We start from the raw sequence: 17588 nt of genomic DNA, 5'->3' as shown, positions 1-17588 counted from the left end.
ACAGACAATGGCATAGATAAGCAACGCGGGACTTACGGATAGAAGTGGTCGATTGTCACCCTAACATCCTCGAGCCAGGCTTGCCGCTCTTCGGGTGTGCTTGTCACGACTACAGCATACATCTTCCTATAGAATTCGTTAACGCCGCAAAGACTGAAGATGCAGTTCTTCCACAATGTCTCCAGCGGGTCACCAAAGGCTTCTAGTTCTCTCCGCGGCGGTGTGTTGGAGGTGTTAAAGACAAGCGCGCTCTGCGCCTTGAGCAGCCCGACGGGCACACCCTCACCGCCATCCCCTTCTTCGAACCCATATGCGATACCAGGGCGGATGACACGGTCGACCCAGCCTTTAAGAATCGCCGGGGGTTGTCCCCACCAGTTGGGGTGGATAATGACTATCCCATCCGCTGTCGCGATTTCCTCGCAATGCGCGCTGACAACGACGTCGAGCTTCGCGCCTTTTATTATCTCTTCAGCGGGCAATACAGGGTCGAAGCCTTCAGCGTAGAGATCGCGCAGACGCACCGCATGCCCATTAGCCCGAAGCGTCTCGTCGACAATATGCGCAATCGCATGGTTGAAGCTGTCTTTTGACGGATGGGCAAGTATTACCGATATGTTCATGTCTACTCCTGTGCTAGATCATTTGGCTTGCGTCATCGAGACCGTTAGCGAAACCTTCCGCGCGTTTCAACCCTTCATGATGATACATCACTTGCGTTAGCGCTCGTAGCCGGCCAAGACGACCGATGTCTCAACCTGGCGCTCAGGAATCGACCAATAGGTCTTTAGTAACCTGTTTTTCTCCTCAACGTCAACTTTCCTGAAGCCGTGGCCCTCGTAGAACCGTATCGCCCAGAAAGCGTCGGCCCACGTGCCGATGAGGATAGGCGTTGCGGTAAGGCCCCTAAGATGTGACAGCAGCATCGCCCCGATGCCCTTTCTTTGCATATCCGGACGGACATAGGCATGGCGTATCAGCGTGACGTCGCGCACAGGTTGGATGCCCATAATACCGGCAAGCTCGCCATTCTCTTCAAAGCCCCAGAACGAGACGCCCTTATCGATTTCGTGTCGAAGCTCTTCTCTCGACATGTATGGCTTTTTGAATCTATCCGCCGGAATAACGCCCTCATACACCTGCGCCGCTTCGTTGATAATAGAATATATGCCCTCGAAGTCCCGCTCGGTGCACTCTCTTATCATCTTCGCCGCTCCTTCCATACATCAGCCGAGTTTAGTTATTCGCTTCGCGATGCCGCACTACTCCCCCAACAACTCCGAAACCGTCACCAGCGCAAGACCCTTCGCGCGCAGCTCGTCGATTATGGCCGGCAGGGCTTCGGCTGTGTGCCAACCGCGCCCGTTCGCGTGCATGATAACGATTGAGCCGTTGCGCGCCCGCTCCTTCACGACGCGAATTATCGCCGTCGCTTTCACATTTGGGTCGGGGTCGCCGGTGACCACATCCCACTGAATAGGCACAAGCCCGCAGCCGGCGACCACTTGTAGCGCAGCCCCATTATAGGCGCCCGCGGGATATCTGAAATATCTCGGAGTTACACCTGTATTCCGACGAATACTGTCTTGTGCTTTCAAGACCTGGCTTTTCATCTCATCGCTCGAAATATCCGTGAAGAGATTATGCGAGTACGAATGGTTGGCCATCTCGAACAACCCTTCAGAGCCGAGCATTCGCGCCGCATCGGGGTGCGTCTCGGCCCACTTGCCGCCCATAAAGAAAGTAGCCTTAACGTCCCTTGCTTGTAGAATGCGCACAATCTTCTCATCGAAACCAGCGCTATCCCTTTCTCCTTCGCACAAATCAAAGGTGAGCGCCACCTGCGACGCCTCTCACGAGCCGTTCTCGATAAGCCCTGGCAAGACCGGCGGCAGAGTCACTTCCCCTGCGACCGCCGTCTCAGCAACAGTAGTAGCCGGCTCCTCTTGTTCAGCCACAGACTCGCTTTCGCGCTCAACGACCGGCGGCGACATCTCCCGGGTAACACGCAATATTTCAGCCTCGCGAACGGTCGGCGGGGGTTGCTGCGGGACGAAGTCGCGTCCTGAGAGCTTGTAAATAACGCCGAAGCCGACAAGACAACCTGCGGCTAGCATAACGGACAGCAAGAATATGAATGGCCTTTTGTTCAAGATATTGTCTCCTTTGTAAGCGGTATACTAATAATAACCAAAAGGCAGGTTGAAGCAAAGCCTAACGAGACCCATGTAGCCCCCGGCTGTTTGCGGTCGGCAAATCGGGAGCAGCCATTAGAAAGCCGTTAAGCTCACGCTCGCTTATCATGTTACGGTTGGGTTCGACACGCTCCCTATTTGGGTAATAAATCATATAAGAAACTTACCACAGGAGCCCGCCTTGGACAACAACGACCGCAAAAAAGGATTCGCCGATTTCGAGAGCGATATAGCCATGCTTCGGGCAATAATCGATAGTGCGCCGGAAGGTATCGTCGTCGCCGACAGCAAGGGCGATGTCGTGCTGACGAACGGGGCTGCCGATGAACTCTATAGCCACCCTGTCTCACGCCGGAGCGCTTTTAAAGGGCTTACCTCGTTGACGGTTGTGGATTCGGATGATAAACCATATAATCCGGAAAACCTCCCGTTGAGACGCTCGGCGCTCAAAGGAGAAACACTCACGAGTATCGAACTCACCCTGGTTTGGCCCGATGGCGAGCGACGCGACCTACTGATGAACACGGCTCCGATAAGGGCCGAGGATGGCGCCATCCTCGGTGCGGTCGGCATCTTTCAAGATATCACCCTGCGCAAACAGAGCGCGGAGGATGTCCGGGAATCGCGTAAACAAGTCATCGATATCCTCAACAGCATCAGCGACGCTTTTTACGCGCTCGACAACAGTTGGCGCTTTACATACCTCAACCAGAGAGCGGAGAAGCTTCTGCGACGAAGGAAAGAGGAGCTTCTCTTCCGCAACATTTGGACCGAGTTCCCCGAAGAGGTCGACTCGACTTTTTCCAGGGAGTACAAGCGGGCTAAGTTGGAGAACATGCCGGTCTCGTTCGAGGCATACTATCCGCGCCTGGAGATTTGGCTGAAGGTCGATGCATATCCATATAAAAACGGCCTATCCGTCTTTTTTTCAGACATAACCGAACAAAAACGAATAGCTCAGGAATTACGGGAAAACCAGCAGCTACTCCACGGCATCATCTACAGCACGTCATCGATTATATTCGTCAAAGACACTCAGGGGCGCTTCGTCCTGGTTAACCATGAATTCGAGAAGGTCTTTAAAGTAGGCAAAGAAGAACTTCTCGGCAAGACCGACTTCGATTTGTTCGAGCCGGACATCGCGGAGAGATTCGCGGCGAACGACCGGGAGATATTCGAGACGGGACAATTACAGGAGTTCGAGGAGACGGCACTCCATGATGACGGCGTCCATACTTATCTTACGGTAAAGTTCCCCTTGAGAGACGTTAACGGCGACGTCTATGCGCTCTGCGGTATCGCCACCGATATCACGAATCGAAAACGAGTCGAAGAAGAGCTAAAGGAGAGCGAGGAGCGCTTCCGAACGACCTTCGAGCTGGCCGCCGTAGGCATCGCCCATGTCGACCTGGAAGGCAGGTTCATCAGACTCAATAAGATATACTGCGATATCGTCGGCTATCCAAAAGAAGAGCTTACCAACTTAAGATTCCAGGATATCACGCACCCCGACGACTTAGAGAATGACCTGCGACAACTACGAGCGCTGCGTGCGGGAGAAATAGAGACCTACTCCATGGAAAAGCGCTATATCAAAAAAGACGGCTCTATCGCGTGGGTCAATCTGAGCGCATCCGTTGTCAGAAACGACGACGGTGAGCCGCGCTACTATATAGCCGTCGTCGAAGATATCTCGGAACGGAAACTAACATAATATCAGAGCGCTTGATTAAGAAATACCGCATAGCGATAGGCTGAGCGCCCTGAAGGCGGGCATACCGCCCGCCTTCAGGGTACTTTATTTTATTCGACGCGACACTTCGCGCCGCGACACGACCATACTACCACCCTACGCGATATCCTCTTTCGCCACGAGGTCCCTTTGGGCTTGGCGCGCAAACGTCATGCCTACGGTCCTGTACGCGAGGTGCGCCATCTTTGAATACGGCGCATACAAGAAGAGGTAGGCGACGAAGAGCAGGTGTACGAAGTAGACTTGATACGCGATGCCCTTCATCTCCGCCAAGCGCACGAACTGCGTCGCCCAGCCGGTCACACCGAGGCCAAGAACGAGCACGATAAGCGCCCAGTCATAGTAGCTCGATACGCTCTTGGTGTAGGCTATACGCCTTACCGTGATTATAATGGCGCCGACCACGAGAATCGCCGCACTGGCGTTCGCCAACCACTTGAGCGGATGGCTCATCGGATACGGAGTATGCCCGAGACCGGTCCAGTACGCACCGGCAACGATCATAGTCGTGATGAAGAGGCCGATAAAGCCGTAGAAGACGCCCATGTGGCCCCAGTAGCGGTCTTTGCTCTCATCACATTCCTTGAACCGTCTGTGCGCGAATATCGTCGGCAGCGCGGCGAGCAGGTTCGGCACCGGCGCGCCCATGAGGCCGGCTTCGCCGTGATAGTGAACCATACTCTTCCAGAACCGGTTTAACCCGATACCCAGTGAAATGACCGCGAGAAACGCGAAGGTCATAAAGGCGCCGTCCACGAGAAGTTCCGGGTAGAAATTCGCATAGATTATCGGCCCCTCCGGATATTCCCAACTTCCGAACATGCCCGCGAGAATCCAAAGGATTATAGCCGGCACCGTCAAGATTATCGGCAGATACGCAGGCCTGCTGAGCATCGTGCCCATAAAGCTCGGGAACGCGAAGTGCTGAAACGACATGTTCCTTACCGCGCCCAATACATCGCCCGGCTTAGCTCCCCGGGGGCATTTCGCCGTGCAGTCATTGCACTGATGGCAGAGCCACACATCCGGGTCGCTCAAAAGCCTCTCTTTCTGACCCCACTGCGCCCAAATCATCTCTTTTCTCGGGAAAGGACTGTCGTCGGGCGTCAAGTTGCATACAACAGAGCATGTCGCACACTGGAAGCACTTCTTCATAGAATCGCCGCCGGCCTTCTTCATGTCCTTTATGAATTTCAAATCAGGTTCGACAATATGGTGTTCCGACATCTTCATACCCCCTAAAAGCCCTTGTAGGGATTGGGTCCAAACCCATCAAGTTGTTCCATATACTCATCGATAATGCTCGGGAGCTTATCGTAGTCGTCTATGGCGAGCTGTAGAATCTTGACTCGGTCAGATTCCAGCACCAGCCTGTTGAGCGTCTCCTGGACTTTCTCCATCCTGTAATTGGCAAGCTCGCTACCTTTCGCGAAGTGGCACTGGTAATCATCGCCGTATTTGCATCCGATCATCATGATGCCGTCGATGCCGGCCGACAACGAGTCGGCGATCCAAACCGTGTTCACCGAGCCCAAGCAGCGTACCGGTATCATCCTGACGTTTGGATTATACTGCAGACGGTTGATGCCGGCCATGTCGAAGGCCGGATACGCGTCGTTTTCGCAGACAAACGCTATTACGCGCGGCTTGTTTTCTTCTTCTTCCGGGACATGGATCGCCTTAATGGCCGAGGCTAAGATATCGATACTGTAGTTCTTGAAGTTGATGATCCTCTCCGGACAAGCGCCTAGGCAGATTGCGCATCGCCTGCAGCGGTTCGGATTCGGCAGCGGCGTGCCCTTCTCGTCCTCATCGAGCGTGCCGAACGGGCACTCCTCCGTGCAACGCTTACACTGCGTGCACCTTTGGAGGAAGAACTCCGGATATGTCGAGTCGCCGGACCTCGGGTGAACGGCCTTGCCGACCGCTACCGATTCGATGACCTGGATAGCTTTGAGCGCCGCACCGGTCGCATCTTCGATGCTCTCTGCCCCGCTCAGCGGCATCTTAACTCCACCGGTCGGGAAGACGCCGGTTCTTCTGCTCTCATACGGGAAACAGATGAAATTCGAATCGGCGAACCCGTTGTAGAGTTCGAGGTCGGGAAGGCCCGGGCCTTGTCTGTAAGCCAGGTTCAGAACCGGGTCGTCGACGGTGGTCGGAACCATACCGGTAGCCAGCACGAGCAAATCGACGCCGACCTTGACCGGCTCGCCGAGCAAGGTCTCTTCGACTTCGACGACGAGGCTGTTGCCGTCGCCCTCGCCTACGCTGGTGACATTACCCTTTGTCATGAAGATGCCCTCGTCGTCCTGCGCGCTCTTATAGAAGAGTTCGTACTGGCCGGGTGTCCTCATGTCTTTATAAAATATATATGCTTTCGCGTTCGCGTCTTTCTCGCGAACATAAGTCGCTTGCTTCAACGAACCCAAGCAGCATACCGATGAACAATATGGCAGGTGTTCTTCGTCCCTCTGGCCCGCGCACTGTATGAAAGCGACACTTTTCGCGGGCGCGCCGTCCGACGGGCGAGTTATCGGGCCGTTCTTGGCCATCTCTTCCATCATTACGTTCGTTATAACGTTCGGGAACTGCCCGAAGCCGTAATTGTCGAGCTTGTTCGCGTCATACGGCCTCCAGCCGCTCGCCATGATGACCGCGCCGGCCGGCGTCTCGACCGCGCCTTGCGGCGAAGCGATTGTGACTTTGAACTTACCGGGCTGCCCCTCTACCTTCTCGACCTGCGACGAAGTGTATACTTTGATATTCGGGTCGCCCGTAACCTCACCTATAACCGCGCCGATGCTCGGGGCCTCGAGCTTGGCGAACGGATACCTTCTCGGGACGACTTTATGCATCTTATTCATGAAGCCGCCGAGTTCCGCTTCTTTCTCGACTAAGACCGCGTCGTAGCCGGTCTTGGCGACCTCTAACGCGGCCGTCAAGCCCGAGATACCGCCGCCGATGACGAGAACCGTCCTCGAGATGTCCTCTTCGATATGCGGCTCGGGAAGCTCCATTCTTTTCGCTTTGGCTACCCCCATTCTCAGGTAGTCCTCGGCGAGCATCTGGGTATCTTCGTCGTTTGGCGTATGCGACCACGCGACATGCTCGCGCAAATTAACACGTTCGATTATCGTATCGGGGAAGTTGAAGACATCGAAGTTGACACGTTGCGAACACGCCGCGATAACGACCGTGTTTACGCCCTCTCCCGAGATGTCATTCTCTATTACCTTGGCGCCTTCGTCCCCGCAAAGAAACTCGTCTGTCTTGACGACGGCGGCGCCCTGCGTCCCCGCAAGAGCCGTCAGTTTCTCGATATCGAGGGCGTCCCCTATACTACAGCCTGTGCAGATATATATTCCTAGTTTCTTCTCCACAGCGCTACCTCCTCACCATAGTTTGAATGGCCTTCAATGCCGCTCCGGTAGCATCCTTTACGCCCGAGGTAACATCTACCGGATTTTTGGCGCACCCGGTAACGTAAACCCCGACTGCCTGTGGATCTTCTAGGATTAGCCCATGCTCGTCATATTTGAAATCAAGCGGCGCCTTCTTCTCGGCGGTCGAAGGCTGCATGCCGGTAGCGAGTACGACCATATCGACTCTCTGCCTTATCAGGCCGCCGCCGAGAATGTCTTCCGCCACGACCACCGGGTCGCCCGATTCCGGGTCCGCCGTGATATTGGCGACTTTTCCTTTTATCATGACCACGTTCTCGTTGGCCTCGATATTCTTTAAGAACTTCTCGTACCTGCCGGGGGTCCGGAGGTCGATATAGTATATGTAAACTTTGGCTTTGGGGTTCCGCTCGAGTATATAGGTCGCCTGCTTCAGCGAAGCCATGCAGCAAATATACGAGCAATATGCCAGATGATTCTCGTCTCTTGAGCCCGCGCACTGTACGAACGCGATGGTCTCGGGGACTTTCCCGTCTGACGGCCTTTGGATTTGACCACCGGTCGGGCCGTTGCCGGCCGCCAGCCTCTCCATCATCATATTGGTGACGACGTTCGGCACCTTGCCGGAGCCGAGTGTCTCTATCTGTGATGCCTCGTACGGCTGCCAACCGGTCGCCCATACCACCGAACCTACTCTGAAGTTAACGGTATCGGCCCCCATCTCCAAATCGATGGCATCGTACTTGCAAGCCTCGACACACTTCGCGCACGAAGACCCTTTGCAGGCTTTTTCATCGATAACGTACCTCATCGGAAATGCCATTTGATGCGGCAAGTAAACGGCCTTCGTCGAGTCCATACCGAAGTTGAAGTCGTTAAGTCTATCGACGGGACAAGCCTCGACACAAGCGTTACACGCCGTACAATTTTCGTTCACCTTGCGCGCTTTGACCTTGACGGTCACATCGTAATCGCCTGGCTGACCGGAGATGCTCTCCACCTCGGCCATCGTCAAATATTTCACTTTGGGGTTCTTCCTGATTCTTTGGAAGTTGATCTCAAGGCCGCACGCCGGCGGACATAGTTTTGGGAAATACTTGTTGAGCTGAGCGACCCTGCCGCCCAAATATGGGTTCTTTTCAACCAGGTATACGTCGTATCCTACCTCGGCGGCTTCGATGGCGGTCGTCAGGCCGCTTATTCCCCCTCCAACAACTAGAATGCTTCCTAAATTTTTCTCTTCTGACATTTGTGTTCCTCCCGGTTGTGATTTTTCTCAAGGTAAGTATCACAACAACCAGTATCTAATCGTCACAATACACAATCTATGTGAAGCTTGCCCCGGCTTCACCGCCGGGCCAAAACCTTCGAGGAATTTAAGAGAGTGTTGCGGCTCCCGCTTCCATGCCGGGCCGGCCCTTGGTTATGCAAATTATACACTAAAAACGCGGCCATCAAAATTTTAAGCTTAAGGAATAACTCCGGTTCAACTGATAAATTTTGAATCGCAAAACACAAAAACTCTCCAGGCGCCGCAAGGGCGCCTGGAGATGAGTTTCTTCTACTAGTCAACCAACTTGACGTAATCTTTCTTGAAGTTGACCCAGTCGCCTGTGTTCGGGTCGAACTTCGAGTTGTTGAAGCATTTCCAATCCGTATCGTTGATCTTCGGGAAGTCGCCCCTATAGTAGTAACCCGGGTACCTTGTCTCTTCCCTGAACAGGATGTGGCGCGCGTGAGCTTCCGCGGCCCAAATCCGGTGATAATTCTCCCAGCAGCGCAGAAGTTCGTGGAGGTCTTTTGCGGCCATCCTCGCGGAGTCCTCTTTGAGGAGCGCGAGCCTTGCGAGGCCTTCATCGAGCATCGTCTTGCTCGTCACATACCAGGTTGAAACGCCACCCACATACTCGTCCATGATTTTCATGAGCCTGAACTGTAACATCCTCGGTTTGATGTAGTTCGGGTTTACATCGACGTTATCCGGTGATGTCGTGTATTGTTTGTACTTACCGTAGATCTCCATCGGCAGATAAATCTCGGCTACGAGGTCATCTATGCTCTCCTTGACCGCCGGTTTGTAGTCGGCGTGATCGAGGCACCATGATACCATCGACTTAGCGGCGATACGGCCCTCGGCGTGTGAGCCTGAGGAGAACTTGTGACCCGACGCGCCAACGACGTCGCCCGCCATAAAGAGACCGTCGACCGTCGACATCCTGTTGTAGCCCCATGACCAATCGGCGGGTGCGCCCGGGATATCGCCGGGACCGCTGCACCAGAAACCGGCGCAACCGGCGTGCGAGCCGAGGAGATACGGCTCGGACGGCATTAGCTCGGACGGTACTTTGTCCGGCTCGATGTTGTTTGCCGCCCAGAGACCAGCTTGCGGAATGGTCATGTCAAGGAAGTCTTCCCACGCCTCTGCTTCGAGGTGCTTGAGCTTCTTGGCATCCATCGTCTTAGCCATCTCTTGGAGCGCTTTGTCGGTGTGCATCCAGATCGGACCGTTACCGGCCTTCATGTCCAGCATAGCGGCATGGTTTCTGAGGTTGGTGGTCATCGGGCTATCGTACGGTGCATACATCTCTTTGAGGTGATCCGCATATTTCACGCAGTAATCCTCGCCGAGCGCGTTTGTCGCGGTGGCTTTGAAGAAGAGGAACCATGCGCCGACCGGGCCATAACCGTCTTTAAACCGCATCGGGACGAAGCGGTTCTCCATGAGGGTAAGCTCGGCGCCGGCCTGGATACCCATAGCGTAACCGGAGCCCGAGTTCCATACCGGGAACCATGCGCGGCCCATGCCCTCGCCGACCGACCTCGGCCTAAAGATGTTTACAGCGCCGCCCGCTCCGTTAAGAGTAGCGTTTGCCTTAACGACATAGACCTTGTTCTCCCGTACGCTGAAGCCGATTGCGCCGGCGACACGGTTCGGGACGTTGGCGTCGAGAAGGAGCCTGGTGGTGAAGACCCTCTCATAGAGGTTCTGGTCCATACCGGTTGCTTGCCTGTTGGACTCGAGAGCTAATTTGGCAACCTCACCGACGATGGCCTTGTAGGACTCACCGTTGATCATGATTTGCCACTTACCGGAACGAACCGGCGCGCCGCCGTCTTTCAACAGAGCTTTGCCGGCATCGCGAGCCTGGAAACCGTCCATCGACGAGCCGTCGTCGGCTCTCTTCCAAATCGGGAGACCCCATTCTTCGAAGAGATGTACGGAGTTGTCGATGACCCTGCCGAGGTCCCAAACCAAGTCCTCCCTGGTGATACCCATCAGGTCGGCCCTTACGTAGCGGACATAATCCTGAACATCGTTCTCGCCGATGTAGGTGTTGATGGCCGAGAGACCCTGCGCGACGGCACCGCTTCTGTCAACGGCCGCCTTGTCGAGCATAACGACTTTCAGACCTTTTGCGTTTGCCCAGCGACATGCCTCGAAAGCGGCGCCCGCGCCGGCCATACCGCCGCCGATAAATAGAAGATCGGTCTCTATTTCCACGACTTCCGGTTTCTCTACAAATTGAAAATTATTTACTTCTTTCTCCATGTTATCCCTCCTCCCTTATAGTGGATAGTTAAAGAACCCTGGTTTTTTGATATCATCAAAATTAGGCTCCGGTGTCCCCGCATACGGGTCTACGGAACCTTCCGGAACCAACCTGATAGGGAATTTGAACCTCTTGAGAACGCCGTTTCTGAACTTTACCGTCCACATGATGGAGTCGGTACCCCTCATCGGGATAACGCTCGCACCCAACGGGGCAAAGTCAGCATAGGCCCTAACCTCGATTGCTTGCTGCGGACAAATCTTAACGCAGTTATAGCACTCCCAGCACTGCTCCGGCTCTTGGTTATAAGCCTTCATCTCAGTACCGGTTTCCGACCCGTCTTTGTCGAGTGTCATAAGGTCGTGCGGGCAAATATACATGCACGCTGTTTTATCTTGCCCCTTGCAGCCGTCACATTTTTCTTTGATTACGAAACTGGGCATACATTACCTCCCTACAATGTTATGAGTTTAAATCTAGCCTTACAGTGCGCTATCATAAGCGCTAGCCGTTGTACATGGAGAATGCCTCCATAACCGCTTCTCGGCCTGTTAACAGACCCCCTTTCGTGCCAATATAGACAAGCTAATGCAATTATGCAATCCACTTTGCGTATGTTAAGCTCATTGAGCTTGGATTGCCTCATCGAGCTAAATTACCGTCGAGTGTCTTCGGTTGTGAGTGCATCGAGGACTGTAAGCATATAAACAACTGTAGCCAAAACAATAGTGGCCCGCGGTCATTCTTAATCATTCGATTAATACAAAAAAAGAAATTCGGGAAAGAAATTCCAATGGTCACGCGACTCATGTACCAATTGTTACATGGATGATAGCAATTACCCTTTTCTTTGTCAAGAGCCTATCAAACAAATTTTCCTCGTTTAAGCGCGAAACTCATCCCGGTTCACATAGCAGACTTAAAGCTGATTCCCCGCCGCGCACGTAGATGATAATCCCCGTCGAGGATTATCATCTACGACGGGGATTCAACCGAGTTGGGTCTAGGCTCCGAAGCCTAGACCTGGTCGAACCCTGGAAGGCATACTTCCAATTCGAAGGCCGCGCCTAGGCTTCGGAGCCCACCCGATGCGCGGACGGTTGCGCTGAATTTGCCGGCGGGACCGGCGCTCGCGCGCTATAGGCTATTTCTTCTCGACCCAATAGCTATAAACACCGTCTTTTTCTTCATGCTTGACAAGCTTGTTTCCTGTGCGCTCGCACCATGAGACCAAATCCTGATGTGAACCGGGGTCGGTGCTCTGCAAAAGCAGCACCTGGCCTGTAGATAGTTTATCCATAGCCTTTTTTGTTTTCAAAATCGGCATTGGGCAAACGTCACCTTGAGCATTTAAAACTTCATCTGCTTGCATACTAAATATCCCTCCTTTTGAACGGGTATCCTTGAAATCGAGCCTGAGAACGACACTCCGCTTATATCTTATCATCATATAAAGAACTCTCTCTATGGTTAATAACAAAATTCGGCGATAATTTCAACCGCCGCGCTTAAGCTCTTTGCCGTCGAGCCGACATACTTGGCGCTGATAATCGCCCCTCGGGTTTCGCTCATTGAAAAGCCGTCAAACCGGGTTTCACAACACTTTACCTGCAATCCAGCCTTGACAAAGATTGAGCTAACTGCTAACATCGTGTTGCAATTGTTACAAACTGTTAAATACTCGATTTCGCTACGGCTTCATTCTTGATTTTGAGTTGCTGCAACGGTCAGCGCACTTTACACTTAATGTTTTCGCAACGCATGAGCGCACTATAGCATAGAGCGCATATTACGCTCTATGCTATAATAGAAGTTGTGCGCATGCCCGCTTTACACGAATATGTTAAACCGGTTTTCGCGGCAACGTCGGTACCGTCGCTTCAACGAGCACGGCTCGATTTTGTATCAAGCACGGACGACACGACATTCGAATCGATCGTTATCTAAATCGGCATTACGTCAAATCCGAAACTTAGGAAATGATCGCTTCTTTAACATAAATATTGTATTGGAATTTGATGGATGCAAATGGGGTAATTAATAAATACGGCGGACTTGCTCAGGTATTCGATGTCGGCGTGTGATGACTTTTGTCCTCGGGCGCCTAGCCGGTTTAGGTTTCAAACTAAGCGAACGGAGGTGGCGGGGTTTTCCGCGGAAAGAACCTTATTAGCCTGTGCTTGCTAGACAAATCGCATAGTTCGGTCTTTTAAGGAGCGGTAGCGTAAGTGAGACGCGGGTCTCATATGCCCTTTATTAAGCAGAAGGAGATGTAAGATGGCAAAAAACATTCTGATTCTTGGAGGCGGCAACGGCGGAACGATGATCGCCAACAAACTCAGACATGAACTCTCAACGGAGAATTGGAACATCACCGTTATCGACAGAGATAACCGGCACATCTATCAGCCGAGCATGCTGTTGATCCCGTTCGGCCTCGACGACCCGAAAAAGATCGTTAAGCCGAGAAACAAGTACATCAAACCCGGTATCAATTTCGTAATGGATGAGATTACTAATATTGATACCGAGAACAAAAAGGTCTCTACGAAGAGCGGCACAAACTTCGAATATGATTTTATGGTCATCAGCACGGGTTGCAGCCCGGATCCGACTCAAGATGACGGCCTCGCCGAAGCGATGGGCAACGACGTCTTTACCTTCTATGACTTAGATAGCTCGATACAGCTTGGCAGAGCGCTCAAGGAGTTCCAAGGCGGCAAGCTCGTTGTCGACATCTCGTCTCTCCCCATCAAGTGCCCGGTGGCGCCTCTTGAGTTCGCGTTCCTGGCCGACTGGTATTTTAAGACTAGAAAGATGCGCGACAAAGTCGACATCCATTTTGTAACGCCGGGCCCGGGCGCGTTTACCAAGCCTAAAGCGACCAAGGTACTGACAAAGATAGCCGAGGAGAAGAATATCAATATCACGGCTAACTTCGGCCTCGGCTTGGCGAACGGCGACGAGAAGTGGATAGAGAACTTGCAGGCGAGCGAGCGCATCAATTATGACCTGCTCGTCTCGATTCCAACTACAATCGGAGACAAAGCCATCAGCGACTCCGGTATCGACGACGGCATGGGTTATGTCCCGACCGACCACCACACCCTGAAAGCGAAGAAGCACGACAACGTCTATGTTTTAGGTGACGCCACCAACGTCCCGACTTCGAAAGCGGGCTCGGTCGTCCACTACGAGGTGGAAGTCGTCCTTTACAACATCCTCAGCGAGATTTGCGGGGGTGAGGCGATGCCGATGTTCGACGGCCATGCGACCTGATTTATAGTTACCGGGGCTGGAAGCTCCGTACTAATCGACTTCAACTACAAAGTCGAGCCGCAACACGGCAAATTCCCATACGCGTGGGGTCCGATGTCGCTACTCAAAGACACCAGGGCGAACTGGTATGGCAAGAAGGCGTTTAGCTATCTCTATTGGGCGGCTCTTCTCCCAGGACGCCACATGGGCGAGTCGTCGATGCCGTTCTGCGGCAAGGACATCGATCACGAATAGTAATTCGATTGCGGCAAACTTATTCGTCGCGTTAGCGTTAAAACATTAAGATAAGGGCCGCGAGAGCGGCCTTATCTTTTATAATCAGAGGGCAAGCCGATGATGATACTGATGATGGGCGTTATCGCCGATAATCGTGGACCCGGAGAAGACCGTTGACAGACTCCGCACCAAGCGACAGAGCAAAGACGATCGCCGATAGCATTGCGGAAACAAACGCGAAGTCGAGCGCGAAGACAGCACTCTTCTGGGATGAATCGTTTCTTTGGGGACTTATCGCCTACGAGACGTTGAGCGCGGCCGGCGCCGATTTCGACCTTGTGGCCGCCGCCGATATCAGGGACGGCGCGCTCGACTCCTATGAAATACTATTCGTTCCCGGTGGTTGGGCGAGCAATAAAATCAAAGCGCTTCAGGCAAACGGTGTTGAGCGCATTCGCAGCTTTGTCGGTAACGGCGGTTCCTATCTCGGTTTTTGCGGCGGCGCCGGGCTGGCGCTCGCGCATGAGAACGGGCTGGCGCTCGCGCCGGTCGGCAGAAAACCGACGGACGCGCGCGTACCGAGCTTTAGCGGTAAAATCGAGCTTAGGGAGCTTGCGTCAGACCACCCGATATGGGACGGCATAGCTGAAGGAAGCTCTTTTTACGCCTGGTGGCCCGGCATGTTCTCAGTTGAGGAAACCGCCCGCGTCAAAACCCTCGCGCGCTATGGGGGCGCGCAAGCCGGCTCATACGTAGCCGACCTGATGGTCGAGCCTTCGGTCGACTGGGATAAACATGAACGTGAGTACCGAACCAACTTGAACCCGGCGCGCATCCAAGGCGAACCGGCGGTTATCGAGACGACCTACGGTGACGGCAGAGTGCTCTTATCCTACCTCCACTTCGAGACACCCGGCGACAGCCTGGGGCACGCCGTCCTCCTTAACATGCTCTCATATCTCGGGGCAGGCAAAAGCCCGCTGTCGAAAAAGCACGCGCCGAGCGGCCAAGCCAAAGCCGCACCCTCCCCTGTCACCGGTGATAGCACAAAAGCCGTCACCGCGGCCCAAGCCTTAGAGGCTACCGCGCTCGACCTCATAGGTTTCGGTGAGAAGCTCGGTCTGTGGTTTTGGAGAAACCCTTGGATTATCCAGTGGCGGCGCGGTGTCAGGGGCATCGAATATTGCACGCTCTTTATCATGCTGCGAGCGCTCTCCGAGCTGGTGGCGGAAGAGACCGGGAATAATATACATCTTGGGAGCGCGCTCGAAGAAGCCTACCCGCGAGTCTTATCCTTTGCCGACGACGCCAAAAAGCTGCTCGAACTTGAAGAAAGAGCTATCGGGCAAGGATATATCACACCGCTAAAAAGCGACGACCCCGAGATACGGGCCTTGAGGGAAAAGCTTTTTTCAAACACGAAGAGCTTTGGTGGTCCCTTCAAGGACATCCTCGACAAGATAGACGAGTTGGTGCTCACGCTTCTTCGAAGGCGATAAAACCTAGGTCCAGGTCGTCGGTTTATGCTCTTCGACAAGGTCGACAAACCCGGTGTAGTCTACCTCTTTGATCCCGGCAATGACGTTAACCACGCCCCGCGCCAAAAGGTCTTCTTTTAAAGCATAAACAGTAAAGTCCTTCATGATGGACTCCATCTTTTTCTCGAGCGCGGTTCCCGCCATCGCTCCGTAGACCGCGTCCTCTATGAGCAGAATCGGCGAGCCTTTCTTGGCGAATTTGACGCAACTGTCCAGGCTGGTTGAAACATATGGCGACCTATTTACTAAATGAAGCATCGTGCCTCCTCATCTCCGACTAGAATTAACACTTAAAACCGTCACTAAAACGGCAATACCACGTCTTGCTCTTCCATAAGCTTGGTTATGGTCTCTGTGTCGACCACTTCGGCCCCGACAATCAAGTCATCCGCCGTCAAGCCCCTGGCCTCCATCGATTCCCTGTCCACATAGAGCTTCTCGATATCGTACATCTCAAGAACCCTAAATGTCGGCGAGAAATCTTTAATGCCTACCGCTGAGGTGTCCATCCCCTTCTTTATCGAATAGACGCCGTCGTCGATGAATATCATCGTGATATCCTGCTCGTACGCGCCCATAATCAATACCGATTCTAGGCCCTCAAATGAGTATATCGTCCCGTATGGTGCTTTACGCATCATAATCATGATCTTTCTCATATCGCTCAAGAGGTTATCCATCCTTTCTGTCTAAGAAGCTCCAAATGTGACAAACCTGTCCGCATTGATAGCCATCTCCGTCAATTGGCCGAGACCCGATATCCTAAAGCCCGGGGCTAATACGTCGTCGTTGATACCCCTGCGCTTCGCGGCGGCGATACAGACGATTAAGTCGATGCCCTTTTCGGACAGCCCGGACCATCTTTTGACGACATTGCGGTCATCCTGCTGGGGGTCGGTCAATTTCGTGGCATTGATAACTCCGTCGTGATAAAAGAAGACGCCTACGATTTCGTGCCCTTTTTCCATAGCGGCTTTGACGAACTGATAGGCGCTGTCGGAAGACTCGTGCTGATACGGACCCTCCTGAACCAAAACGCCGAACTTCATACTCATCGCTCCTTCCACATGGTTAAATCTACGTTGCCGCAAAGACTTGGCCCTCTATCGAGCCGGTGTCGAATACGCAAAAACTATACTTATGATATCTTATCATATACCCCGTAGGGTATCGTGTCAATAGCTTATACAGGGCTTAACTGCTCTGCTGTTATTTATACCCATACTACCATGGCCTATAGCTGCGCGAGCCAAGACCAAAAAATTACCCCACGAAAGAAGAGGCCCTGCGAAAGCATGTTTCACAAGGCCCAAACTTTGTCGGGGCGACAGGATTTGAACCTGCGACCACACGACCCCCAGCCGTGTGCGCTACCAAACTGCGCTACGCCCCGTATATGTAATGCAGCAACATTATAGCAAATCTCGGTTGCGCATTAAACCATGGCGCGCACTATTATTCTGCCGCGACATCGTCAGATTAGCCGCGCCTACTTTTAAAGTTGCGCATTAAACCATGGCGCGCACTATTATTCTGCCGGCTAGCTACCATTCGATACGCGTTCGATAGCCATGATGATCGATGTTTTTGCCCGCGCACCGACTAAATATTGACGTTTCGCGGTTTATCTTTGATATAATAGCGGGTAAGAA

General features: G+C 53.2%; 15 protein-coding genes, 1 tRNA gene and 1 pseudogene. 3 read left to right on the top strand and 14 right to left on the bottom strand.

The genetic code is table 11. The features are described from left to right. Positions 1-32 precede the first annotated feature (32 nt). The 4 genes from KGZ93_08440 to KGZ93_08425 all read right to left on the bottom strand — a co-directional run bounded on the left by KGZ93_08440 (position 33) and on the right by KGZ93_08425 (position 2153). On the bottom strand, positions 33-623 hold the full coding sequence (locus KGZ93_08440; GenBank protein MBS3909635.1) for an NAD(P)H-dependent oxidoreductase: 591 nt from the start codon (positions 621-623) through the stop codon (positions 33-35). A 96-nt stretch (positions 624-719) separates the two neighbouring features. Then, on the bottom strand, positions 720-1205 hold the full coding sequence (locus tag KGZ93_08435) for a GNAT family N-acetyltransferase (protein MBS3909634.1): 486 nt from the start codon (positions 1203-1205) through the stop codon (positions 720-722). A gap of 57 nt (positions 1206-1262) precedes the next feature. Next, entirely contained in the window at positions 1263-1823 is a 561-nt protein-coding gene (locus KGZ93_08430; GenBank protein MBS3909633.1) for a polysaccharide deacetylase family protein, read from the bottom strand. Between the two features lie 30 nt (positions 1824-1853). Further along, positions 1854-2153 carry a hypothetical protein gene (locus tag KGZ93_08425; GenBank protein MBS3909632.1) on the bottom strand — a complete coding sequence of 100 codons (300 nt, stop codon included), beginning with the start codon at positions 2151-2153 and terminating at the stop codon, positions 1854-1856. Positions 2154-2376: 223 nt separating this feature from the next. On the opposite strand from KGZ93_08425, the gene KGZ93_08420 reads away from it, so the two are divergent. Further along, positions 2377-3909, top strand: coding sequence for a PAS domain S-box protein (locus KGZ93_08420; GenBank protein MBS3909631.1), 1533 nt, complete (start codon positions 2377-2379; stop codon positions 3907-3909). Positions 3910-4044: 135 nt separating this feature from the next. Here the strand turns inward: KGZ93_08420 and qmoC are convergent, their stop codons facing one another. The 6 genes from qmoC to KGZ93_08390 all read right to left on the bottom strand — a co-directional run bounded on the left by qmoC (position 4045) and on the right by KGZ93_08390 (position 12275). After that, positions 4045-5175, bottom strand: a complete 1131-nt coding sequence (gene qmoC, locus KGZ93_08415) for a quinone-interacting membrane-bound oxidoreductase complex subunit QmoC (protein MBS3909630.1) — start codon at positions 5173-5175, stop codon at positions 4045-4047. Positions 5176-5186: 11 nt separating this feature from the next. Then, positions 5187-7331 carry a hydrogenase iron-sulfur subunit gene (locus tag KGZ93_08410; GenBank protein MBS3909629.1) on the bottom strand — a complete coding sequence of 715 codons (2145 nt, stop codon included), beginning with the start codon at positions 7329-7331 and terminating at the stop codon, positions 5187-5189. Positions 7332-7335: 4 nt separating this feature from the next. Next, entirely contained in the window at positions 7336-8601 is a 1266-nt protein-coding gene (locus KGZ93_08405; protein ID MBS3909628.1) for a CoB--CoM heterodisulfide reductase iron-sulfur subunit A family protein, read from the bottom strand. A gap of 315 nt (positions 8602-8916) precedes the next feature. Then, positions 8917-10902 (bottom strand): adenylyl-sulfate reductase subunit alpha, encoded by a 1986-nt coding sequence (locus tag KGZ93_08400; GenBank protein MBS3909627.1) that lies wholly within the window; start codon positions 10900-10902, stop codon positions 8917-8919. A 15-nt stretch (positions 10903-10917) separates the two neighbouring features. Continuing rightward, positions 10918-11346, bottom strand: a complete 429-nt coding sequence (gene aprB / locus KGZ93_08395) for an adenylyl-sulfate reductase subunit beta (protein MBS3909626.1) — start codon at positions 11344-11346, stop codon at positions 10918-10920. Between the two features lie 701 nt (positions 11347-12047). Then, the gene (locus KGZ93_08390) at positions 12048-12275 is read right to left on the bottom strand and encodes a sulfurtransferase TusA family protein (GenBank protein MBS3909625.1); all 228 of its coding nucleotides are present in this window, start codon (positions 12273-12275) and stop codon (positions 12048-12050) included. 905 nt (positions 12276-13180) lie between these two features. On the opposite strand from KGZ93_08390, the pseudogene KGZ93_08385 reads away from it, so the two are divergent. Together KGZ93_08385 and KGZ93_08380 are read left to right on the top strand one after the other, a co-directional pair. Then, a pseudogene (locus KGZ93_08385) lies at positions 13181-14416 on the top strand (NAD(P)/FAD-dependent oxidoreductase). Between the two features lie 155 nt (positions 14417-14571). Then, the gene (locus KGZ93_08380; protein ID MBS3909624.1) at positions 14572-15897 is read left to right on the top strand and encodes a hypothetical protein; all 1326 of its coding nucleotides are present in this window, start codon (positions 14572-14574) and stop codon (positions 15895-15897) included. A 3-nt stretch (positions 15898-15900) separates the two neighbouring features. Here KGZ93_08380 and tusB read toward each other — a convergent pair whose 3' ends face one another. The 4 genes from tusB to KGZ93_08360 all read right to left on the bottom strand — a co-directional run bounded on the left by tusB (position 15901) and on the right by KGZ93_08360 (position 17329). Then, entirely contained in the window at positions 15901-16194 is a 294-nt protein-coding gene (gene tusB / locus KGZ93_08375) for a sulfurtransferase complex subunit TusB (protein ID MBS3909623.1), read from the bottom strand. Between the two features lie 44 nt (positions 16195-16238). Continuing rightward, positions 16239-16616 (bottom strand): sulfurtransferase complex subunit TusC, encoded by a 378-nt coding sequence (tusC, locus tag KGZ93_08370; protein ID MBS3909622.1) that lies wholly within the window; start codon positions 16614-16616, stop codon positions 16239-16241. 9 nt (positions 16617-16625) lie between these two features. Further along, entirely contained in the window at positions 16626-16985 is a 360-nt protein-coding gene (gene tusD, locus KGZ93_08365; GenBank protein ID MBS3909621.1) for a sulfurtransferase complex subunit TusD, read from the bottom strand. A 270-nt stretch (positions 16986-17255) separates the two neighbouring features. Further along, positions 17256-17329: transfer RNA gene (locus KGZ93_08360), tRNA-Pro, on the bottom strand. Between the last annotated feature and the right edge of the window lie 259 nt (positions 17330-17588).

This window comes from Actinomycetota bacterium (assembly GCA_018333515.1).
Classification (GTDB): Bacteria; Actinomycetota; Aquicultoria; order Aquicultorales; family Aquicultoraceae; genus Aquicultor.
This window is presented reverse-complemented; position numbering and strand designations above follow the sequence as displayed.

Coding starts and splice junctions, on each gene's coding strand:
- KGZ93_08440 (MBS3909635.1), bottom strand. CDS start 623: ATGAACATATCGGTAATACTTGCCCATCCGTCAAAAGACAGCTTCAAC.
- KGZ93_08435 (MBS3909634.1), bottom strand. CDS start 1,205: ATGATAAGAGAGTGCACCGAGCGGGACTTCGAGGGCATATATTCTATT.
- qmoC (MBS3909630.1), bottom strand. CDS start 5,175: ATGTCGGAACACCATATTGTCGAACCTGATTTGAAATTCATAAAGGAC.
- KGZ93_08405 (MBS3909628.1), bottom strand. CDS start 8,601: ATGTCAGAAGAGAAAAATTTAGGAAGCATTCTAGTTGTTGGAGGGGGA.
- KGZ93_08400 (MBS3909627.1), bottom strand. CDS start 10,902: ATGGAGAAAGAAGTAAATAATTTTCAATTTGTAGAGAAACCGGAAGTC.
- aprB (MBS3909626.1), bottom strand. CDS start 11,346: ATGCCCAGTTTCGTAATCAAAGAAAAATGTGACGGCTGCAAGGGGCAA.
- KGZ93_08390 (MBS3909625.1), bottom strand. CDS start 12,275: ATGCAAGCAGATGAAGTTTTAAATGCTCAAGGTGACGTTTGCCCAATG.
- tusB (MBS3909623.1), bottom strand. CDS start 16,194: ATGCTTCATTTAGTAAATAGGTCGCCATATGTTTCAACCAGCCTGGAC.
- tusC (MBS3909622.1), bottom strand. CDS start 16,616: ATGGATAACCTCTTGAGCGATATGAGAAAGATCATGATTATGATGCGT.
- tusD (MBS3909621.1), bottom strand. CDS start 16,985: ATGAAGTTCGGCGTTTTGGTTCAGGAGGGTCCGTATCAGCACGAGTCT.